The 21,573-nt window shown below is 43.4% G+C and carries 16 protein-coding genes and 2 tRNA genes; 8 read left to right on the top strand and 10 right to left on the bottom strand.

Features of this window, described 5'->3' with window-relative positions; genetic code table 11:
- Nucleotides 1–5 precede the first annotated feature (5 nt).
- Together QFZ48_RS10055 and QFZ48_RS10050 are read left to right on the top strand one after the other, a co-directional pair.
- Nucleotides 6–1,628 (top strand): ArnT family glycosyltransferase, encoded by a 1,623-nt coding sequence (locus QFZ48_RS10055; protein ID WP_429062161.1) that lies wholly within the window; start codon nt 6–8, stop codon nt 1,626–1,628.
- A 126-nt stretch (nt 1,629–1,754) separates the two neighbouring features.
- Nucleotides 1,755–1,831: transfer RNA gene (locus tag QFZ48_RS10050), tRNA-Asn, on the top strand.
- Here QFZ48_RS10050 and QFZ48_RS10045 read toward each other — a convergent pair.
- Nucleotides 1,794–3,335, bottom strand: a complete 1,542-nt coding sequence (locus QFZ48_RS10045; RefSeq protein WP_429062159.1) for a recombinase family protein — start codon at nt 3,333–3,335, stop codon at nt 1,794–1,796. The genes QFZ48_RS10050 and QFZ48_RS10045 overlap by 38 nt on opposite strands.
- Before the next feature lie 251 nt (nt 3,336–3,586).
- A protein-coding gene (locus QFZ48_RS10040; protein WP_394349268.1) for an IS3 family transposase occupies nt 3,587–4,686 on the bottom strand; the annotation gives its coding sequence in 2 pieces (ribosomal slippage) (nt 3,587–4,431 and nt 4,431–4,686; 1,101 coding nt in all).
- 309 nt (nt 4,687–4,995) lie between these two features.
- Between QFZ48_RS10040 and QFZ48_RS10035 the strand changes: the two genes are divergently transcribed.
- Both QFZ48_RS10035 and QFZ48_RS10030 read left to right on the top strand, forming a co-directional pair.
- Entirely contained in the window at nt 4,996–5,976 is a 981-nt protein-coding gene (locus QFZ48_RS10035) for an AAA family ATPase (RefSeq protein WP_429062157.1), read from the top strand.
- 12 nt (nt 5,977–5,988) lie between these two features.
- Nucleotides 5,989–8,463, top strand: coding sequence for a S8 family peptidase (locus QFZ48_RS10030; protein WP_429062155.1), 2,475 nt, complete (start codon nt 5,989–5,991; stop codon nt 8,461–8,463).
- Between the two features lie 422 nt (nt 8,464–8,885).
- Here QFZ48_RS10030 and QFZ48_RS10025 read toward each other — a convergent pair whose 3' ends face one another.
- Complete coding sequence (locus QFZ48_RS10025; protein WP_429062153.1) at nt 8,886–9,803, bottom strand: restriction endonuclease; 918 nt, start codon at nt 9,801–9,803, stop codon at nt 8,886–8,888.
- 408 nt (nt 9,804–10,211) lie between these two features.
- Between QFZ48_RS10025 and QFZ48_RS10020 the strand changes: the two genes are divergently transcribed.
- Both QFZ48_RS10020 and QFZ48_RS10015 read left to right on the top strand, forming a co-directional pair.
- On the top strand, nt 10,212–10,850 hold the full coding sequence (locus tag QFZ48_RS10020; protein ID WP_429062152.1) for a type IV toxin-antitoxin system AbiEi family antitoxin domain-containing protein: 639 nt from the start codon (nt 10,212–10,214) through the stop codon (nt 10,848–10,850).
- Nucleotides 10,847–11,698, top strand: coding sequence for a nucleotidyl transferase AbiEii/AbiGii toxin family protein (locus tag QFZ48_RS10015; RefSeq protein WP_429062151.1), 852 nt, complete (start codon nt 10,847–10,849; stop codon nt 11,696–11,698). Before QFZ48_RS10020 ends, QFZ48_RS10015 begins: the two co-directional genes overlap by 4 nt.
- Nucleotides 11,699–11,792: 94 nt before the next feature.
- Here the strand turns inward: QFZ48_RS10015 and QFZ48_RS10010 are convergent, their stop codons facing one another.
- The 7 genes from QFZ48_RS10010 to QFZ48_RS09980 all read right to left on the bottom strand — a co-directional run bounded on the left by QFZ48_RS10010 (nt 11,793) and on the right by QFZ48_RS09980 (nt 20,358).
- Complete coding sequence (locus tag QFZ48_RS10010; RefSeq protein WP_429043502.1) at nt 11,793–12,722, bottom strand: DUF5007 domain-containing protein; 930 nt, start codon at nt 12,720–12,722, stop codon at nt 11,793–11,795.
- A gap of 18 nt (nt 12,723–12,740) precedes the next feature.
- Nucleotides 12,741–13,412 (bottom strand): hypothetical protein, encoded by a 672-nt coding sequence (locus tag QFZ48_RS10005; RefSeq protein WP_429062150.1) that lies wholly within the window; start codon nt 13,410–13,412, stop codon nt 12,741–12,743.
- A 29-nt stretch (nt 13,413–13,441) separates the two neighbouring features.
- Complete coding sequence (locus QFZ48_RS10000; protein ID WP_429062149.1) at nt 13,442–14,908, bottom strand: RagB/SusD family nutrient uptake outer membrane protein; 1,467 nt, start codon at nt 14,906–14,908, stop codon at nt 13,442–13,444.
- Nucleotides 14,909–14,912: 4 nt separating this feature from the next.
- Nucleotides 14,913–16,472, bottom strand: coding sequence for a hypothetical protein (locus QFZ48_RS09995; RefSeq protein ID WP_429062148.1), 1,560 nt, complete (start codon nt 16,470–16,472; stop codon nt 14,913–14,915).
- Nucleotides 16,473–16,575: 103 nt separating this feature from the next.
- On the bottom strand, nt 16,576–18,453 hold the full coding sequence (locus tag QFZ48_RS09990; protein ID WP_429062146.1) for a TonB-dependent receptor plug domain-containing protein: 1,878 nt from the start codon (nt 18,451–18,453) through the stop codon (nt 16,576–16,578).
- Nucleotides 18,454–18,510: 57 nt separating this feature from the next.
- The gene (locus QFZ48_RS09985; RefSeq protein WP_429062144.1) at nt 18,511–19,698 is read right to left on the bottom strand and encodes a FecR family protein; all 1,188 of its coding nucleotides are present in this window, start codon (nt 19,696–19,698) and stop codon (nt 18,511–18,513) included.
- 75 nt (nt 19,699–19,773) lie between these two features.
- Entirely contained in the window at nt 19,774–20,358 is a 585-nt protein-coding gene (locus QFZ48_RS09980; protein WP_429043515.1) for a sigma-70 family RNA polymerase sigma factor, read from the bottom strand.
- A 288-nt stretch (nt 20,359–20,646) separates the two neighbouring features.
- Here QFZ48_RS09980 and QFZ48_RS09975 point away from each other — a divergent pair.
- Nucleotides 20,647–20,720 (top strand) — tRNA-Asn (locus QFZ48_RS09975).
- 107 nt (nt 20,721–20,827) lie between these two features.
- A complete protein-coding gene (tmk, locus tag QFZ48_RS09970; protein WP_429043516.1) occupies nt 20,828–21,526 on the top strand; it encodes a dTMP kinase in 699 nt (232 codons plus the stop codon).
- Nucleotides 21,527–21,573 lie beyond the last annotated feature (47 nt).

Raw genomic sequence — 21,573 nt, 5'->3', positions numbered from 1 at the left:
TCGTTATGCTGACTACAACTGTTACACGCTCATTTGTTCTCTCTGAAAAACAAGTATGGCTGCTCATCACCGCTATGCTGATACTATTGCAGTTTAGTGCCCTTTTTGTACCCATCCTGGAACCCGACGGCGCGCTGTATGCCGGCATCGCCAAAACCATGGTGATTAAACACGACTACTGGAATCTTTATGCCGATGGTCATGACTGGCTCGACAAGCCCCACTTCCCTTTCTGGATGGCCGCTATCAGCTTCCAGCTTTTTGGTATTCACACCTGGTCGTATAAATTGCCCGCCATCCTTTTTTTGCTGATGGGCGCCTGGTACACTTACCGTTTTGCACTTCATTTATATGATGAAAAAATAGCCCGCTGGGCCGTGTGTATCTTACTTACGGCCGAACATCTTGTTATATCCAACAATGATGTACGAGCAGAGCCTTATCTCACGGGACTGATTATTGCGGCAGTGTATCATTTCTACCGCCGTGGCATCCTCCTGGGCGCCCTTTTTACGGCCTTTGCCATCATGACGAAGGGGTTGTTCGCCCTGGTGCCGGTTTGCGCTGCTATTGGCGGTCATTTACTGTTTACACGCAACTGGAAAGAGCTGTTTCACTGGCGTTGGGCGCTGGCAGTAGTACTGATAGCGCTTTTCATTACACCGGAGCTGTATGCCCTGTACCAGCAATTCGACCAGCACCCGGAGAAAATTGTATTCGGCGCTACCAGCGTATCAGGCATCCGCTTTTTCTTCTGGGACAGCCAGTTCGGGCGCTTTATGAACACCGGTCCCATCAAGGGTTCCGGCGATCCATTCTTCTTTTTTCATACACTCCTGTGGGCTTTCCTTCCCTGGTCGGTGATGCTGTACGCAGCGATCATCATCTTCATAAAAAAATGGAAACAGCAAAAGGAATACTACTGCATTTGCGCAGCCCTGGCCACTTTTGCATTGTTTTCACTCTCCCGCTTTCAGCTGCCGCACTACCTGAACATCATCTTTCCGTTTTTTGCCATCCTTACCGCCCATTATATTTTATCGCTGCAAACAGAAAAAGGACTGAAATTTTTCCGGGTTACACAGTATACTATCATCATCCTGATAGCCGTTGCAGGCGTAGTAATCGACCTTCTGTACAAGCCGGCTATGCATTATGCGTGGCTGCTGCTGGCCGCCGCCCTGCTCCTGCTTTACCTGCTGCTGCACTACTGGCTGGATAAATCTACCCGGCAGGCCGTATTTTACCGCACCATTTCCATCAGTATTCTGCTGAACCTTTACCTGAACACTATTTTATATCCCGATATGATGCAATACCAAAGCGGAAGTACAGCAGCAGCCTATGCTAATGCTCATCTTCCCGGTAAAAGCATCGGCCTGTATCAGGCAAACTCCTATGCATTCGACTTTTATTTGCAGGCGCCGGTGCTACGTCCCGATTCCGCTACTGCACTCGTTTTTACCACTCCCGACGCCGTGACTTCCCTGCAACAGCACGGATATACCTGCACAGTGATCAGGTCGTTCCCGCATTTTTATGTGAGCAAACTGGATTTGCCATTTGTCCGCAAGGCGACACGGGCGGGCGCTTTAGGGGAAAGGCTGCTGGTGGCAGTGAAAAAATAGGATTGTTTAACCCGCTATGGCGGCCGGTTTCTAATTTTTTTCAAAAAAAAATGAAATAAGATTTTGCAAAAATGAAAATTTACCTATTTTTGCAATCCCAAATCGTGCAAACGATACGGGAAACACTCCTCCTTAGCTCAGTTGGTTAGAGCATCTGACTGTTAATCAGAGGGTCTCTGGTTCAAGTCCAGAAGGGGGAGCCATACTAGACTGGTCCGCAGAAATGCGGACCTTTTTGTTTTTAGTTGCTTCGAAAGCCTTGTTATTGCTAGCGATCAGGGCGAACACCTCATTTACTTTGCCGGTTCGAAATGAATTATTTTCATAAGTCAGTTTTTCGGGGAAGATTGAACCAATCAGTTTTTGTTTTACTTCCACCGGTGCCTGATGGTAATAGTGCTGTATATTTCCTACTACTGATAGGCCAAAGGAGAGGTATTTTCTAAATGGTGTCTTTTCCATCTTCTTTTCTATTGCAGTTATTTCTAACTGTGTTTGTTCCTTTGAATAGCGCTCTTTTATTGAGGTATAGTCATTGATCGGTAGCTTACCATCAAGGTAATCATCTTCGACCTTTTTAATGCGCTTCTGCAATGATTCAATCTTTTCTTGCAGGCTATCAATCTCTTTCAATCTTTCAACATCGTCTTTTTTGAATACATCTTCCAAAACGTCTTGGTATAACTCCCGTAACTCTTCCGGTACGACCAGTGAGCCGAGGAAAGTATTAAAATCGTTATGAGTATTATCCGTACCATATCTAATCTTGCAGCTATTATTTATGCAGTGATAGTAGTGATATATCTGTTTATTCCTGCTACGGGAGCCGCTGGCAGTTAAGCCACCACCACATCTGGGGCATTTCAGATACTGGCGTAGAGGGTAATCGTTAGTTCTGTTTTGGCCAAATTTGAAATTGGGCTTTTTACCTTTTAGGATATCCTGAACTTTATTGTAGGTTTCTTCATCCACAATTGCAGGATGAGCGCCTATAACATCATAAGCGCTCTCTTTTTTGTATTCTGCAATATGTACTTTTCCAATATAGACAACATTGCGTAGCAGGTTTAGAAACCCTTGCTTGCTTTGATGTATGCCTTGGGGCCTTAGTTTCATTCTCACTTCTTCCGCGGAGAAAACGCCAGTAGCCATTAAGTTGAAAGCTTCTTCTACTACGCCTGCTTTATCATTCGGTATTAAGGTTGATTTCTCGTTTATGTCACGAAAGTTACTATATCCGAATGGGGCGGTTCCTGTCCAGAAACCTTCTAGCCTTGATCGACGGGATGCTTCAGTGGTACGAATAGAGTTTTTATCGTTTTCTACTTCCGGCATGCTAAGGTAAAGTGCTAGCAATACTTTGCTTTCAGGATTATCTAAATCCAATGATTGCTCCATTGATTCAATGCCAACACCCATTGAGCGTAAGAGGCGTATTGCTTTCAACGACTCTTCCATGTTACGGGAGAATCTATCCCATCTAAGGAAAATAACTTTATCTACCAGTTTTTTATGAGCCTTAATGAATTCTATCATATTATTCCATGCCGGACGATTAAACGTCTTTGCTGAATGATCTTCGCGTACTGTGTAAATTACGGTACAATCTATGATCTTGCAATATGCCTTTAATGTAGATTCTTGGTGATTCAAACTAAAGCCAGTGCGAGCTTGTTCATCGGTTGATACTCGTGTCGGCTCCCCCATATTTCGGCCGCAAGAATTAGAGTAATTTTGAGGTCTGAGGTCCCCCCATTTGTCGGGTCAGTGTGAGATAGAGAAAGCCGGGCTATTGAGGTCCCCCCATTTGTCGGGTCAGTGTGAGATAGAGAAAGCCGGGCTATCTAAAGATACAAAACTGATGGGAAAAAGATGTCTTTTCTGATGCCGTTGGTTTATATTCTACTGCCGCAAAAGACGTCTTTTTATCATCAGGATTTATTTTTATTTCTACCATCTCAATATTCGTTCTGTTTGCAATTGGCTACAAACTGAGCAGGTGTTAGCTCGTTTAATGAGCTATGTGGTCTAAAGGTATTATACTCTTGTACCCAGTTGCTAATTTTCTCATAGGCATCATCCAAGGATAAGAACCAGTTTACGTTTAAGCACTCATCCCTGAATGAACCGTTGAAGGATTCTATGAATGGGTTGTCTGTAGGTTTACCTGGTCTAGAATAGTCCAGCACAACCTTGTTTTCATATGCCCATCGATCAAAATCCTTCGAGATAAATTCACTTCCATTATCGACTTGTATCCGTTTTGGGACGGTGCCATTCTCCCGCTTAAGAGTTTCCAGAGCCTCCACTACATCTATCCCCTTGATGGATTTCCCGACCCGGATCGCATGGCAGTAGCGACTAAAATTATCGACTATAGTTAACGACCTGAATTTACGTCCGTCGAAGAGAGCATCGGCTACGAAATCCATGCTCCAACATTGGTGTAAATTAGTGATATTGGGTCTTTCCAGACGGTGTGCCGCTGATTTATTCCTTCGTGGTCTTTTGCTGCGTAGGTTAAGCCCTTCTTCTTTGTAGATCCTATGAATCCTTTTATGATTGTCCTTAAACCCCTCTCTGCGTAACAGTATGTAAATCCGCCACATCCCATATCTGACCCTCGCCTCTGAAATCTCGCGCATTCGTTGGCGAAGGTGCCGATCTTCTCGGCGGCGCGAACGGTAATGCCAATTGGACCAGGGCATGCAAACTACGCGGCAGGCTCTTCGAAGGGATACCTGGTAGTCGGCAGTTAAATGGGTTACCAACTGCCGTAGTTGACGGGTTTTCAAAGATTTTTTTTTAGCACATCCTGCAACATCTGTTTGTCCAGGCTTAAATCTGCGACAATCTGCTTCAGCTTCGCATTTTCGTCCTGAAGTTGCTTCAGTTGCCTTAGCTCACTCATTCCAAGTCCTCCATACTTTTTCTTCCAGTTGTAAAAAGTAGCTTCGCTGACACCCATTTGCCGGCATACTTCTTGGACCTTTACACCACTGTCCGCCTGCTTAAGCGCAAACACAATCTGGCTTTCGGTAAATTTTGTTTTTTTCATGAGCAATTTTTCATGTTTAAATTATGAATTATTGCCCGATTTCTCTACTTTTCAATGGCCCGATTTATTGGGGGGAGGTCACTAATTATGATTCAATCATGGGTAAGCCAGCAACGATAAAGCTTAACAATTAGTTCGGTTTTAAAACAAATTGTTATATTACTGCAAATTTTTGGCATAAAATTGTTCTAATTTTGCTAAGAATTGGCTCCTGAATAAAACATAATAGACTCCTTATCTGTTATCTATAAAGAGTTGATTTGTAAACGTATAAATTTTTATATTTTAAGTTTCAATAACTCATAGAATATGGCTGCTGCAGATCAGATAAAATCCTTAATTCAATCCTTTGGCGATGGAGACGATGCCCGTTTCTATGCTACAGCTATGCAAATTGCAGCTGGCGAGGCTCGAAAAGGGAACAATCTTTTTGCAGAGGAATTAAAGAAACTGATTGATAAGGCAAAAGTTGGCAAGCATGGCCCTCAAGGTCTAATTAAAGCAATGCCGATAAATGCTGCTCAGAAGGAACTAAGTGACTTGTTAGAGCTTGAGTATCCTCAAGTCAAATTAGCCCAAATGATCCTTGCTCCCACTATTAAGCAGTCATTGCAAAAGGTCATCGACGAACAAGAAAAATTTGAAATTTTAGCAGAAAATAATCTATACCCAAGTAGAAAATTACTTTTTGTTGGCCCTCCAGGTTGTGGTAAAACAATGTCTGCGAGAGTAATGGCTTCTGAATTAGGGTTGCCTCTGTTTATTATCCGTTTAGATGGGCTAATTAGCCGATATATGGGTGAATCAATTGCCAAGTTGAGATTGATATTTGACGCGATGAAACAGGTTCGGGCAGTGTATTTATTTGATGAATTTGATAGCATAGGCACAATGCGAACCATAGGTAATGATGTGGGAGAAATTAAGAGAGTGCTTAACTCCTTTTTGCTTCAAATCGAAAAGGATGAATCAAGTAGTCTAATTATTGCTGCTACAAACCTACCAGAATCTCTTGATAATGCTCTCTTCAGAAGGTTTGATAGTATAATAAAATACATACTACCAGATAGAGAACAAATACAGGAACTTCTTCAATTGGTACTTAGCGAGTTCAAAATATCCAAGAATTTAAATTTTAGTAAAGTTGCCGAGATGGCTTTAGGACTAAGTTATTCTGATGTTAGCAATGTATGTAAGGATATTCAAAAGGATGGATTAGTTTATGGGAAGAAAATTTTAACAGAAACAAGTCTTAAAACATATATCGAGCAAAGGAAAAAACCATTTTAACGTTGTCCGAGTATGCCCCAATTCTTAGCCGATCACTTATTGGTCAGAGATCACACCACATCATATCCGTATACCAGTATCAATCAAGGAAGGTCTCCAGTTATTCCACGAGAAGGTCTTAACAGGGAACAACATGGGAAGTCATTAGAACGACAAATGACCCAAGCTGTTGAAGCATTCGATGGGGATAGAGACTTGGGTTTTGTGTATGTTGTTTTTAAATCACCTCCCGATTTTTTTCTCGATCTCGATAAACTTGAGGATAGTGGAGAAAACATAAAGCTTAAAACATATAAACGTCTTCCTAGTACTGTGGTTGGAGAAGATGGTGAGCCATATTTTTATTATGAGGCGACAGTCTACCTTAATACGCGTGCTATTTCTACTTTTTTACGGAAGATTGAAGGATATATTACGAGAGATACCCCAAAAGGGCATCCTCTAAATAGGTCATTAATTGCTAATATCGAGGAAATAAGGGCTGCGACTTTGAAAAGTTTTTGGCAAGAACCAGAGTTACCCTTTCCTGAGAATGATGAAAGAGTATGGTGGGAAATATGGCTTTCTAGAGTTCCTGAAGATAATGTGACCAATCCAATTGGTAGTATTGCTGAACGACTTGGACAGGCGAATATTCAGATAGCAGATAGATTTATTTCTTTTCCAGAACATTTTGTTTACTTAATGAAAGCCAATGTTGATGAACTTGGCCGAGGATTATTATACAGTGATAAGTTAGCAGAAATTCGAAAACCGGGAGAAATTGTAGATTTTTTTACAGGCTTGCCTTACGGTGAACAAACTGACTGGGTAAATGATTTAAGGAATAGAGTTGATTTTCAGCCTGACCAAGTATCCGTTTGTTTATTGGATTCAGGAGTTACCATCGCTAACCCTTTATTAACAGACTTGATTCCACAAGCGCATTTGGATACAGTGAATCCTGCTTGGCGAAAAGATGATATTCATCCGAATGGAGGACATGGTACTCCAATGGCTGGGTTAGCATTTTATGGTGATCTTACTGAATTATTGGCTCATAGAAATAGAGTAGAAATCAAGCATCATCTTGAGAGTATAAAAATCGTTTCTCCCAATCATTCTAATGATCCCGCTTTGTATGGAGCAATTACAATTGAGGCTGTTTCGAGAGGTGAAATAATAAATCCGCAACATAAAAGGATTGTGTGTATGGCAGTGGGTAGCGATACAATAGCACACAGGGGCCGGCCTACTTCATGGTCCGCTGCTGTGGACCAAATTGTTTTTGGAGCATATGATGACCCAAACCAAAAAACAATTTTTTTCATTGCTGCAGGCAATATCGATAAGCCTGATAGAATCAATTATCCATTAATTAATAAAACCATATCAATAGAAGATCCCGGTCAATCATTTAACGCTATTACGGTAGGAGCTTATACGTTAAAGGATAATATTGATTTACAGAGATATCCTTCCGCAACTCCTTTAGCGGTGAGAGGAGCGATGGCTCCTTGTAGTACCACTTCTTACTATTGGGAAAACGAGTGGTGTAGGAAGCCAGATATTGTTATGGAAGGGGGAAATCACGCTTTATTTCGGCAAGCCTTGGCTTATCCTGATTCCTTGTTGATACTATCAACTGGCAGAGGAGGTATTAATGTTCCATGGCTGCATAATTTTGGTGATACTAGTGGGGCTACTGCTTTGGCATCTCGTTTTGGCGCGATTCTCTATCAGCAGTATCCCGAATTATGGCCAGAAACAATACGAGGATTAGTAATACATAGTGCAGATTGGACATCGGAAATGTTAAGGAATAGGCATATAAATCAATTGTCACTTGATGATAAGCGACATTTGCTTAGTCATGTAGGGTATGGAGTTCCTAATATGGTTAGAGCCAGACACAGTGCTAATAATTCTCTATCTCTTATTGCTGAACGCGAAATAAAACCATATAAATTAGAGGCGTCGCAAACAAAAACTGATGAATTTCATTTATTTGATCTGCCGTGGCCCAAGGAAGCACTAGAGGCCCTACATGAGACTTCTGTTAAGCTAAAAGTTACTTTATCTTATTTTATTGAACCCAATCCCAATAACAAAAACTATCAACTTGCTGCTGGTTATCGTTCACATGGCCTTAGATTTAAAATGATTGACAGAAATGAGCGCGAAACAGCGTTCAGGTCCAGAATTAGCAGGGCAATGAGAGGAGATGATTATCAGGCGGAAGGGAGTGAAAACTGGATTTTAGGCGATCAAATAAGGAACAAAGGTTCTATACACAAGGATATTTGGGAAGGGTTGGCAATTGATCTTGCCTCAAGAAATAAGATTGCAGTGTACCCAGTTGGTGGTTGGTGGAAAACGCGTAAGAAATTATTAAGATATAATAATAAGGTTCGTTATAGCATAATCGTAACAATCGAAACACCTGAAACACTTATTGACGTTGACATATATACGTCTGTGGCTAATCTAGTTCAAGTTGACATTTAATAACTATACGCATAGGGATATAGTTCTACCTATGGAATTCCTTCTAGTGGCTACTTTTTTGGATCCCTGATTGATTGCTAAAACAATAGTATGCAGTCTAGGGGGATGTAGTTCAAAATTGAATTGAACCCCGTACTCTATAGTCTGTAACTATATTATTCAGATTAGTATTATTATATGTTTCAAGTCATGTAAGGGAATATAATATAGACAGGCTACTGCTTTGCCCTATTACCAGCCCAATTTACTCCGATAGCATAACGAGCCAGAACTGGCTCTAGTTCATAAATACGCCTTAAATCTTCTAAAAATGTGTTCGAAATCCGTAAAGCAGGGGGAGCAAAGAAAAAGAAGCCTTACTTAGTAAGGCTTCTTTCGTTTATAGGAGTGGAGGTTGAGGTGCTTACCGGGGATCAAGTTGATTATTCTTCAAAATAATCATTGTCCAGACGTTTAATATCATAAGATCTCTGTACCGATACGCCAAGATTATAATCAATCATTAATTGTGCTAGTTGCACGCCATCTATCAATACAATCTTTGTTTCGTTTTTAGGAGCATAGTTAAGTGCATCCTTTGAAAAAGATGAAGTGGTGATAAAGATCCCTTTCTTCGCTCCCTGCCCGGCTAAAGCCCCAACAAACTTGTGCAACTCCGGCCTGCCGACAATGTTGCCTGCTTGCCATCTCTTTGCCTGAATATAGATAATATCCAGCCCTAATTTATCTTCTTTAATGGTCCCATCAATCCCTTCATCGCCAGTTTTCCCAATCGCTTTTCCAGCGTCCTTCATAGAACCACCATAACCCATTTTTACCAATAATTCCACAACCAAACGCTCAAAGAAAGCCGGACTTAATCGACGAACTGTATCGATAAGTTCCTGTGCCAGGGATTGGCGTATACTTTGGTAGGCAAGATCGATTGTTTCTTCGGGAGTTTGTTGTTCTACTTGAGTAGTATCGATCTGCTCCAATGATCCAGATTCTTCTTTTTTTATGTTCTGGAACTCTACAAACTCAGGAAATTGTTTGAGTAAATTGTTGTCGATCTTCTTCGGATTTCCTTTTAATACCTGTAAGCCCCGCTCGGTTATACAAACTACTCCTCTTCTAGGAGAGTCTAACAAACCCGCCTTTTTCAAATAAGTTCTCGCCCAACCAACCCGGTTCGCAAACAATAGGGATTGGCCGCTGGGAAGAAGTTCACTCATTTCTTCCTCAGTTAACTCGAATTGTTTGCCTAATAAAGCTATTACGTCCTTAAACAAGTATTCTTTTCGATCAGATAACTGCTTCAATAAAGGCAACATTATTGTTTGATAGTCCGGTATTGGCATAACACTAGCTATTTTTTCTTGGCCTTTTTATCAATTTACCAAACCCACTTTTTGCTCACTCCAATTATAAGAAGATTGAATCAATTTATTGCCATTAATCTGAATAGCTTGTCTAATTGTCCTGTTGTAACATTGGCAGAAGTCAATCGCGAAGGAAAGACAGTTGTTGGTTCGTTCAAGATTAGTCAAGATTTTTTCAAATATTGCTTTCACTTTTTCTTCAAACTGGTCTCTCACATTTATGTTCAAAGGCATACCTACCTGCTGGCAATGAATAGTAATTTATGTAAATTTTTTACGAGTAAATCGGTTAATTTCCGGCTTGCCAGCGACTTTTTTGACATAATATTGTTAATTTTTTAGCGTATAATCGGAAATAATCCGATTTTTGCATCAAATTCTTACAATATGAGTTTCAGGGATGCCGTATATGAATACGCGGAAGAGCCACTCACCAGGCAAATCATGATGGATCTGCTAAAGGATTTTAAGCGTCCAAACGATAAAATAAATGAGTTGATCAAAAAAGGAGAGTTAATAAGCATAAAGAAAGGGCTGTATGTGACCGGACCTAAAATCAATATTGCCAAGCCTGAACCTTTTCTGATAGCCAATCATCTCTGGGGGCCAAGCTATGTATCCATGGATGCCGCCCTTTCATACTGGGGATTGATTCCCGAAAAGGTATTTGAGATTAGTTCTCTTACTACCAAAATATCGAAGATGTATAAAACTTCAATTGGTAGATTTAGTTACATAAATGCCCCGTTACCTTATTACTCCTTTGGGATTAAAAGTGTTCAACTTACTCCCAAACAGGTTGCTTTAATCGCCTCTCCGGAAAAAGCGATTTGTGATAAAATAATTACAACATCTGGTATAATTCTACGCAGCTCCAGGCAAGCACGGGAATATTTAGTTGATGATCTAAGAATAGATGACGAGAAATTGCGCGAACTTGACCTGGGTGCCATTAGTTCCTGGATCAAGGATGCTCCCAAGAAAGAAAGCTTATCTATGATGGTAAAAACAATCAAGAGCTTATGATCAAGGAATGGATTCAGGAATATAATCCTCAAAATAAAGAACAAGCGGAATCCGCATTGCGGGAAATCATGCAGGAAGTTGCCCTGGCAGGTTTACAAAGAACAGGCTTTTTTGAGAAAGCAGCTTTTTATGGTGGTACAGCTCTCAGAATATTTTACGGTCTAAACAGGTTCTCTGAAGACCTGGATTTTTCTCTGCTTGAAGTGAACCCGGACTTTTCTCTTGAGGCATATTTTGAAGGGATCATTAAGGAGTTTGAGGCTATTGGAATGAAAGTAAGCATTAGAGAGAAAAAGAAAACTAATCAAACCAATATAGACTCCGCATTTTTAAAATCCGAGACCGTTTGGAAAGAGCTGATCCTTGACGGAATTATACCACAGGCAGGAGTACAAGCTTCTCCAAGTATAAGGATTAAAATAGAAATAGATCGTGAGCCTCCTCTCGGTTTTGAAACAGAAGAAAAGCTTCTATTACGACCGTTTTCCTTTTATGTGAAATGCTTTACGTTGCCGAATCTCTTTGCAGGAAAAATGCATGCATTGCTCTTTCGCAAATGGGGAACGCGGGTAAAAGGTAGGGATTGGTATGATCTCGAATGGTATATCAAGAAGGGAATAGTGCTCGACTTGCATCACTTTCTGCTTCGCGCGCAGGATACCGGTGATTGGATAGAAGACACCATTACACAAGATCAATTGATCGAATTATTAAAAACAAAAATCGATGCTGTTTCCTTTGATCGTATCCGGGAAGATATTGTAAGGTTTATACCGGATGCTTCTGCACTTGATATTTGGAGTCCCCAATATTTTAAAGACCTGGTAGATAAGCTAAAGACAAAGTAAGCCATCAATTATTCCAGCAACGAAGCGTCATAAAATGAAATGGGCTGACCCGAAAGTATTTCGCTTCCTGATCAGCCCACTTTATATAAAAGCCTTAATTATACTTCAGCTTAATCGTCACCTTCCAAATCCCTTCTTTCAGAATAGACATATCAAACCAATAATTGAAATAGTCGCCATTGATTTCACCGTTGTTATACATATCAATTCTCAGCACCTGCCCTGCTACGAAAGGCAGCGGAAACCCCGCTATTTCGAGTTCCAGGTGATCCGGGAATTCCGTGTATTTGGTAGGATTGTTCAGGCCCAGGTTATGCCAGTCTTTTAAATCTGTTACGCCGGGGGTACTGGAATAATCGTATCCGAATAATAATTTCGGGTCAACCGCGGAGCCATCTTTTTTCAATACGTACACCAGTATTTTGTTGCCGGTATTTACCTGCCGTTCAAATGTTACATCGATGCCGGTGAGTTTACCGTCGATGCCGGAGAACCGGTAGGTATAGGGCAAAGCGTAGCTCACGTCTATTGTCAGCGCAGCTTTTATCACCCTTTCACCGGAGCTGTTCTTTACTTTCACATCTATGGTATATTTCCCTTTAGTGAGCAGTAAAGAATCGGTGGCTTCGGGGTAGATCACAATGTTGCCATTCTCCGGGTTGATGTCTATGGCCGGGCGGTTTACCTTTTGACGTTTGGTATCCAGTTCCTGCACCGTTTTTTCTTTCCCGGTGTATTCCGCCTGCCAGAAGTAGGTATCTACTTTGTAGCCCAATACTTTATCGGCGCGCTTGCCATCCTCCGTGTAAATGCCGTCGATGGTGAATTCCAGCGGCTTGGTGGATTCATCGGTTACCATGGCTCCGGATTGAATCAGCGACGCGCCTACGGCTACTTTAATGGAAGGATTGGTATATTTCAGCGCCGGACTTAAAAAGCCGTCGCTGCTGTCTTTGGTGCATGATATAGCGAACAGAGTGACAGCCAGCCATAGTATGCACGTTATTTTTATTGATATTTTCATGATAAAAAATAGTTAGGATTATCTGAAATATTTCTGCTTCAATCCGGCAGCGAAACTGGAGCCGTAGGTTAATACATGTACTACTGCATTGGCAGTAATCATGTTGTGTGTTTGGATACCACCGGTATATTTGATAGAGTCCATACCAGGTATTTTTAGATGCTCATACTCTACATAGAACGCGGATGTTTGTAAAGAACTGCCGGCACTTACACCGCCTCCCCTGCCATAAATGAACAGGCTGTCGCCGTTGAGGGCTTTATAGTATTTTGATTTATCTTTTAAGGCTTGTTCCAGCGTTATTTTTACATTGGGGATGAGGAACCTGCCGAGTAATTTCAGCAAGGTATCTTTCCCGATGTTTTCCAATGGTCTCAGGGCCTGCCGATCGTCGGGGTTGAAGTTCATTTGCAGCCGCATCACGGCGTTGTTAGGCGCTGCGAAAAAAGTGATGTTGGATTGGTTTACGATCGACCTGGCATCTGTGAGGTCAATGATTTTAACCAGGGAGTCGAACATGTGGTTGGACCTGCTTTTCAGGAAATCGTATAAGGGCATGTTCTTTTCGGCTTCGGATTGCTGTGAGAGGCCACCATCCAGGTAGTAGTCATTTTTCCTGCACGACGCCAGTACAAGCACGGCGCCTGCTGCAAGGAGTATAGCTGTTTTTAACGAAGTAAGTTTGTTCATACTATATCTTTATCAAGAAATGGGAGTAATTATTTCCAGAAGTCATTCTGTGTAATCATGAAATTGCTTTTGGCAATGATACCCTGGTCGATTGGTAACAGCCATGCGCCTTTTTTGAACCAGTCGCCATCCGTAATTTTCGAATCCTTATCCAGCTTTCTTGTTCTTACCAGGTCAAAGAAATATTGCCCTTCTCCAAGCAGCTCTTTTTTACGTTCAAGCAGGATGGTATCCTGCAGGTTTCCTCCGCCGGTATAAGGTGTGGCAAATGCGCGCTCCCGTACTTTATTAAGAAGCACAATGGCTTCTGCTGTTCGGCCAACTGCCGGGGTGGCGAGGGCTTCTGCCCGCAGCAGCATAATATCCGGCAGGCGGGTAATAATAATGTTAGACTCGTTGATGTTCTGGGTAGAAGTATCACCTTTTAACTGTAAGGTTCTGTATTTTCCCAGGAAGATGCGGTCTTCGTTCACGCCCTGCAGATAGGTTTCGCGGATAAACCAGGTGAATAACCGTGCATCCCGCGCACCGGGTGTGAACATCACATTGATCTGTTGCCTGGTAGGACACAGTAAGTAACGGTCGCTTCCGCCGCCGCCATCGGATTGATCTTTGTACCAGGGCCTTCCCAATGTTCTGTTGTATACGCGGTTCTTTTGTACTTCTCTTAAATTGGCATCGAAGTTAAACTCAAAGATGCCTTCCGTCGATTTGCCAATAAAAATGCTGAGGAGATTGGTGGTATCTGTAACCAAACTATAAGGGCCTTTGGTGATTACGCTGTCGCATAATTTCTCGCAGCCGGCAAAGTCCTGCAACCAGCCCAGCACATGTGCCTTGATAGCCCAGGCCGCGCCCCTGGTTGCTCTTACGGCCTTGTCGCCGTCGCCATAGTCCAGTTCCAGGTTGCTGATGGCTACATCCAGGTCTGCTTTGATCTGGTTGAATACATCTGCCTGCGGTGTTCTGGATAAATTATCCGTGTTCACGCTTTTCAGGTTCAGCGGTACATCTCCCCAAAAACGAACCAGGTAAAAGTAAGTAAGCGCCCTTATAAAGCTGGCTTCTCCAATATGTCTTTTCCGCAGTGACTCATCGTAGGAAGTAATCGCCGGGATCTTTTCCAGCAGCAGGTTACATTGTGCAATAGCAGTATAGAACTGGTTCCAGTTGCCGCCGCCGTTGTTGAATAAAGCGGATGCCGTATTGGTAGCGATGTTGGTTTCTACGCGTACGTTCGAACTTTGCGAGTAACTGGAAAATACATCTGCACGTACGTCGCCCATGAGGAAGATTTTATCCGGCACTACTGTGCGAAGCAGCGAGTAGGCACTTGCGATGCCTTTCTCAACATCGGAAGATGAGGTGATGGCATTGGCAGCAGTAGGAAGTTCTATGATCTCCGGGTCGAGTATTTTTTTACAGGAAAATAATAATGCGAAGGAGGCCAGTAGTACGCACACAATTTTGTTTTTCCGGGTAGTTATTATTTTCATATGCTTAGAATTCAAAGTTTAAGCCGCAGTTGAATTTGTAGGGGATTGGATAACCGTTGCCCAGGTCATATCCGTATGGATCCACGTTTTCCGGATCCACGCCGGTATATTTTGTAAGAATGAACACATTGCTCATGCCTCCGTATACGCGCAGCCGGCGGATGTTTATCCGGTTCAGCAACGCAGTGGAGAAGTCGTAGCTGAGGTTCACATTATTCAACCGGATAAAGCTTCCATCTTCCAGGAACATGTCAGTATTGATTTCGTAGTTGCCTATAAAATCATAACTCGACGTACCATAATATCTCCAGGGATTTAACACGGGATATTTGGCATTGGTGTGTTCCGGCGTCCAGAAATCCAGGTCGGAAACATCCAGCAGGTTTCGTTGTCCGCCGGGATAGTTTACGTTTTCACTGGCGGTCCAGCTTACTCCGCGGATACGGTCGGCTTTTACTTTATTGAATACCTTGTTGCCGACAGAATAGTTGAAAAATACATCCAGCTGCAGGTTAGAGTTGTTTTTAAATTTATAGCTGAAGCTATGGGAGAAACTTCCGGTAAACTTAGGATTCGGATCGCCGCTGTACACCCTGTCGGAATTATCCAGCACGCCTATCCTGCCATCCCCGTTTACATCCAGTATCCGGATGTCGCCGGCGTGGTAAGGGTCTTGTGAGGAGAAACCGCTAACGTTCGGGAACAATTTTTTGCCGGTATATTTATTAACAGGAACGGATGCATCATCGGGATACACGCCCAGGTATTTCATCAGGTAGAAGCCATTCAGGGGGCGACCAATTTGCAGGTACGGCTGGCCAACAGCATAATTGCTCCTGGACACGCTTCTGCCGAAATCCGGGAGTTTAGTCAGCTCATTTTTGTTGATGGCGCCAATAAAGGTTACTGAATACTGGAAGTTTTTGCCGGGTTTGGTGATGTACCCGGTGATAGCTGCTTCATAGCCATAGTTACGTACAGCGCCACTATTGATATACCGCGATGCGTATCCGCTGGTGCCGTTCAATGCATCGGGGAACAGGAACCCATCGGTTTTTTTATCGTAATAATCCAGTACCATGGTGATGCGGCTATTCAGGAATTCAAGATCCAGTCCTATGCCGCGGTCTTTTGTAGTTTGCCAGGTGAGGTTAGGTAATGCAATCCCGTTGCCGCCGCCATAGTTAGGCGATAGCAATGGAATACCGTTGTAGGTAGCATTGTCGCCGCTTTTAGTAAGATAAGCGCCTACAGCGAGGTAGTTGTCTTCATACTGCGTACCAGATTTTCCCATGCTGGCACGGATCTTTCCGAAGTTTAACCAGCGGCCGATATTATTGCGGACAAATTTCTCTTCTGTAAATACCCATCCTGCCGAAGCAGAAGGGAAATAACCCCATTGATTATCCTTGCCGAACTTGGAAGAACCATCGGCACGTACCACTGCCTGGAGCAGGTATTTCCTGTTGTAGTTATAAGACAGCCTGGAGTAATACGACAGCAACCCGTATTGAAGATTATGCGTTTCGAGTTTAAGATTTGCCTGCGGGTAGCCGAGTATCACCTGTTGCGCATCACTTGGACCGCCGGTGGCAGCGCCGTAAATGTTATTGTTTTCGCTGGTGTTAATGGTGTTACCTAATACAAGGTCAAAGGAATGTTTTGATTCAAACGTATGGTATAAACGCGAGAAATGTTTCGCTAAGCAGATTTACTTTTTCTTGTGAATAATAAGAGGCGGCTGCTTTCAGATCATTCCTGGTGGCAGAAGGCTCAAATGTCCGCGTGCGGTAAAATTCATAGTTGCCGGATGCGCGGGAAGTAATGTTGAGGAATTTAAAAACATCATAACTTACTTCCAGTTGCGCCAGGGCTCTCCTGGTGAGGTCGATGTTCACTCCTTTGTTGTAAGATTCGAGGAAGGCATCAAAAAATCCGCTGCTGGGGCCCGGACGAAAGGACGACGAAAAGTTATTGCCTACTACGGCGGCATTGTAGGTATCACCTCTTTTCTGGCTCGCATCTGTTTGGCTCAGGTTGGCCCGGCCGGTTACGGTTAATTTCGACGTTGGCTTAAATATGCCGTTGTACGTCAGTGAAAAACGGGAGAAGTCCGAACCGAGAACAATACCTTTCTCTTTATAATAATCTACACCTAAGCGGTAGCTGGCGTTTTCCGTGGCTCCGCTGATACCGAGGTTGATATTCTTCAGATCCGCATCACGGAAATATAACTTCTGCCAGTCGGTGGAGTTGTTATAAAAGCTGTTCAGGCTATCTGATAGCTCAATGGGCAGATCGGTATAACCGCCACCTACTTTAGAGGATTTGTATTGATTGTACAGTGCAATCTTGAAATCGCGTTCTGCTTTACCGCCTAATGTTTTACGAAGGGACGGATAATAGCTCAGGCCATATTGTGTATTTAAGGATACAATAGGCTTACCGATTTTTCCGCGTTTGGTATTGATGATGATAACGCCGTTCGCGCCTCTCGATCCATAGATAGCGGTGGCAGAAGCATCTTTCAATACATCCACGGACTCCAGGTCGAAGGGGCTGAAACCGGCCAGTACGCTGGTAATGGCCTGGCGCGGGTCGGAAGGATTAAAAACATCCTGTTCAAGCGGTACGCCATCAATAATAAAGAGCGGCGTACTTACTACGCCGGAGTTGGCGGAGTTGGAAAATGAAGCAAGTCCCCTGATCTGTACCATACTTCTGCCGCCGGGCATACCGGAATTATTCTGTACCACCAGCCCGGGAGCCAAACCCTGCAGCAGTCCTTCTATAGAGCCGGACGGTTTATTTTGCAGCTGCGATCCTTTGATGGTGGATATCGCGGAAGTTGTTTCCCTTCTTTTCTGCGTTCCGTATCCAACGGTTACATTCACTTCCTGGAGCTGGGAGGCAGAAGGCTGCAGTGTGATCAGCAGGTTTTGCGGGGTGTTTCTCACCAGCTGACTTTTAAACTCTTTACCGGCAGTGGTTAGCACGCCGTCGTTCAAACGGAGCAACAGGGTGTTGAAACCAATGGATGAAATAACGATGGTAGCATCTTCAGGAACGCCGTTGAGTGTAAACTTACCATTTTCATCTGCGGTAGCGCCTTGCCGGGAGCCCTGTACTATCACAGTGGCGCCAATGATTGGCTGGTTGTCGGGGCTCAGGATTTTACCTGACAACGATACAACGGCGGCCTGTCCCTGGCGGGAAGAGAGTACCGTTACAATTTTATCGTTTATTTCAAAAGTGAATGGCTGATCTTTAAATACTTCTTCCAGTGCTTTCTGAAGCGGCGCTTCTTTGATATTAACGGTTACCGGCAAAGCGTTCCGGTTAAACCTGGCATCGAAAACAAAGGAATAATTCGTTTGGGCTCTGATGGAAGCGAGCACCTGTTCAAGCCTGGCATCGGTAACCCGCAGGCTTACCTGCTGTGAGAAAACAGCAGCGGCTGTTGCCAGGGAATAGAAGGCCGCAAGCATTAGGCTGCAGGCATAACGCTTCCAATGGCCCACAAAGTGGCCACGTTTAATTTCCATAAATGTGATTTTAAAGGATTGACTGTTGGTTGATAAAAAAACGGTATTAATGCGCGGTTAATGCGCGGTTAATACCCGGTTATTGCTCATTTTTAGTTTTATGTCACTTGTTTTCTCTATAGCTCTCAGTAATTGTAACAGTGGTGTACTGCGGGGCAGCTGCCCATATAATTTTGCGTTCGGAAGGGACGAATAATCCACTTCAATATCATACCAGCGCTGCAGTTGGTGTGCAACAGCGTGAAGGTCGGTGTCTGAAAAATAAAACATGTCAGACATCCAGGAGATATCTTCCTTGGTATCTGTTTTCCTGATTTGCAACTGGTTATTTTCCAGTATGGCCTGTTCTCCAGGATTAAGCAACTTTGCTTCCGTTCCATTCCTGGGATCAATCTTTATGCGGCCTTCTACCAGGGTAGTTTTAATATAAGATTCATCGGCATATGCTTTCACGTTGAAAGCCGTGCCCAGTACAGCAATAACCTGCTTTCCCGTTACTACTACAAATGGTTGGCCGGCATCTTTGGCGATATCAAAATATGCCTCACCGGTTAGTTCTACCTTGCGCTGACCATCGCTGAAAATGGTAGGATAGCGAAGGGACGAAGCGGCATTTAAAGAAACCCGGGTACCATCCGGAAGTATGATCTTATAATACTTTCCCCGCGGCGTGGTAAGGGTATTAAATACAATCTCCGGCTGCGCTGCATCGTTTCCGGTTGGCCTGGCATAGGTAAGCGCTCCTTTTCCGCTGTTCACTGCGTGGATGCCTTTTTGCTCAATTATTTGCTCTGTTGCGGCACTGTCGAGGGCTACCTGTCTGCCGTCAGACAAAGTAAGCATTACATGTGCCTTCGCAGGTGGTTGCGGTGTTATTTGCGCAATTTCCCTGTTGACCTTTACCGGCGGCGCGGGCCTGTAAAACAAATGGTAGGAAGCCAGCCCTAATAACAACGTTACAGCCGCGGCAGCTGTCCATGTAAGTGTTGGCCTCAACTTAAATATACTACTGCGGTTGCCGGGCTCATTCACCTTGTTAATGCGGTCCAGTAAAGCACCGGCCTGCTGTGGTGAAAATAAGTCCTCCTGCGGGGTTGTTTGCCTGGCGCCCCAGTCAAACAGTTGATGATAAAGCTGCTTCGCCTCAGGATCAGCCAGTAAAACAAGCAGCTCTTCCCGTTCTTCTTTGGAAATGCTGTTGTTAACGGCTTTTTGGTATAAGTATATTAACCTGTCTTCCTGCATAATAGCGGCTTAAAGTAGGTGCCCAATATATAAGACAGTAAAGGGGGTGTAAAAGGAGATATGGAGATGAAAAATTTATTTGAACAACCGGATAGCCAGCAGGGACAAGAAAATTGTTTCCCTCACTTTCATATACCGGTAAATAAATTTAATCGCAAGCTGGTTATATTTCTTTACAGAATCGGTGGACAAATTCATCCGGTGGGCAATTTCCGGGTTCCGGTATCCCTGCGCCCGCAACAGGAAAACTGTTTTCTGCTGCATGGGTAGCGCATCAATAGCCTTATCCAGCATATCGAGGCGGTTATCGGGATAGCCTGGCGCCTTATCTTCCTGCTTTTGGGCAAAGAGCGCATACTGCTCCTGCTTCTTTCTTTCCGCCACCAGGCTTGTCAGGTAATTAAGGGTATGATTTCGAAGAAGAATAAAAAGGTAAGCGTTGAACTGTTTTACCGAAGTGAGTTTTTCCCGGTCTTTCCACAGCTTTATAAAGATGTCCTGCAAAATTTCTTCTGTTTGTTCCCTGGAGCCAACAATCGTATAAACAATACGCCCGGCCTGATTTACATAGCCGTGAAAAAGCCTGGCAAATGCTTGCTGGCTGCCGCCGGCGATTTGCGTCAGTATTTCTTCTTCATTGTCGATACTTTTTAACCCCATGATTTTATTTACAGAATTGGTTGATATTTTTCAGGCAAAAAAGGGAGTGAGACAATATTAAGTATTTCATATAATATTTCCATATGCAATTTTAGCAAAGAAAGATGGTAAGTTGACCGAAACTACTATCGGGCAGTCCCCTTCCTCCGTAGGCGATTTCTACATCATCCAATAAAAATCAATATAACCTGCACATTTAATCAAATATTTAACTAGATTTGCCGCCGATGTTCACAAAAAGGTGAGCATCTATAAGACATCTTCATCTGAATGGGCTTATAGTCATATTCCTCCTTAGCTCAGTTGGTTAGAGCATCTGACTGTTAATCAGAGGGTCGCTGGTTCAAGTCCAGCAGGGGGAGCAAAAAAGCCTGGTAACTTTACCAGGCTTTTTTTATTGGAAGCAGTGCCATTGTACGCCCACTCACGAAGGATTTTCTTTAACTTCCGGATTAACAATCGTTCCATAATGGATAAAAGCAGCAAATTTATAGCGGTAGAAGGTTTAGATGGCGCAGGGAAATCAACGCAGATTGACCTGCTGACGAAATACCTCGAGTCTAAAAATGAGAAGACCAGGTTTGTACATTTCCCGCGGAGCAACCAGGGCATGTTTGGGGAACTCATCGCTAAATTCCTGCGTGGTGAATTTGGCGACGTGAAAAACGTGCACCCACAACTGGTAGCCCTGTTGTTTGCAGAAGACCGTAAAGAATTTTCCACCACCATCAACCAATGGCTGAACGATGGTTATTTTGTACTGGTAGACAGGTACGTGCTGTCAAACATTGCTTTTCAGTGCGCTAAACTCCATACCAACGAAGAAAAACAATACCTGCGCAACTGGATCAATGAATTTGAATACAACTATAATAAAATCCCCAAGCCACATTTCTCCATTTACCTCGATGTACCGTTTTCGTTCACCGAGTCGGCGCTGACTAAAAGACGCGCAAACGAAGACCGGGAATACCTCCAGGGAAAAGATGATATCCATGAAGCGGACTTCTCCCTGCAGCTGGCCGTGAAAAAGGAATATGATGCACTGTTGGTAACCGATAAAACTATTAACAGGATCACCTGCTATAATGAAGCGGCACAAATGCGCCCGATACGGGAAATCCACGAAGAAATTATTCAGCTGGTCAACAGCCAGGTGCAGTTATAAGATCCCCCCTTTCGTGTAGCCATCCCCGCTAGCATCTCCCAAAAAAT

Source organism: Chitinophaga sp. W2I13, assembly GCF_050434005.1.
Lineage (GTDB): Bacteria > Bacteroidota > Bacteroidia > Chitinophagales > Chitinophagaceae > Chitinophaga.
The sequence above is the reverse complement of the archived record's forward strand: the minus strand, read 5'-3'. Positions and strand labels throughout refer to the sequence as shown.

Bases quoted from the DNA above. Each gene is read 5' to 3' on its own strand.
- QFZ48_RS10055 (WP_429062161.1), top strand. From the start codon at position 6: ATGCTGACTACAACTGTTACACGCTCATTTGTTCTCTCTGAAAAACAA.
- QFZ48_RS10045 (WP_429062159.1), bottom strand. From the start codon at position 3,335: ATGGGGGAGCCGACACGAGTATCAACCGATGAACAAGCTCGCACTGGC.
- QFZ48_RS10035 (WP_429062157.1), top strand. From the start codon at position 4,996: ATGGCTGCTGCAGATCAGATAAAATCCTTAATTCAATCCTTTGGCGAT.
- QFZ48_RS10030 (WP_429062155.1), top strand. From the start codon at position 5,989: ATGCCCCAATTCTTAGCCGATCACTTATTGGTCAGAGATCACACCACA.
- QFZ48_RS10025 (WP_429062153.1), bottom strand. From the start codon at position 9,803: ATGCCAATACCGGACTATCAAACAATAATGTTGCCTTTATTGAAGCAG.
- QFZ48_RS10020 (WP_429062152.1), top strand. From the start codon at position 10,212: ATGAGTTTCAGGGATGCCGTATATGAATACGCGGAAGAGCCACTCACC.
- QFZ48_RS10015 (WP_429062151.1), top strand. From the start codon at position 10,847: ATGATCAAGGAATGGATTCAGGAATATAATCCTCAAAATAAAGAACAA.
- QFZ48_RS10010 (WP_429043502.1), bottom strand. From the start codon at position 12,722: ATGAAAATATCAATAAAAATAACGTGCATACTATGGCTGGCTGTCACT.
- QFZ48_RS10005 (WP_429062150.1), bottom strand. From the start codon at position 13,412: ATGAACAAACTTACTTCGTTAAAAACAGCTATACTCCTTGCAGCAGGC.
- QFZ48_RS10000 (WP_429062149.1), bottom strand. From the start codon at position 14,908: ATGAAAATAATAACTACCCGGAAAAACAAAATTGTGTGCGTACTACTG.
- QFZ48_RS09990 (WP_429062146.1), bottom strand. From the start codon at position 18,453: ATGGAAATTAAACGTGGCCACTTTGTGGGCCATTGGAAGCGTTATGCC.
- QFZ48_RS09985 (WP_429062144.1), bottom strand. From the start codon at position 19,698: ATGCAGGAAGACAGGTTAATATACTTATACCAAAAAGCCGTTAACAAC.
- QFZ48_RS09980 (WP_429043515.1), bottom strand. From the start codon at position 20,358: ATGGGGTTAAAAAGTATCGACAATGAAGAAGAAATACTGACGCAAATC.
- tmk (WP_429043516.1), top strand. From the start codon at position 20,828: ATGGATAAAAGCAGCAAATTTATAGCGGTAGAAGGTTTAGATGGCGCA.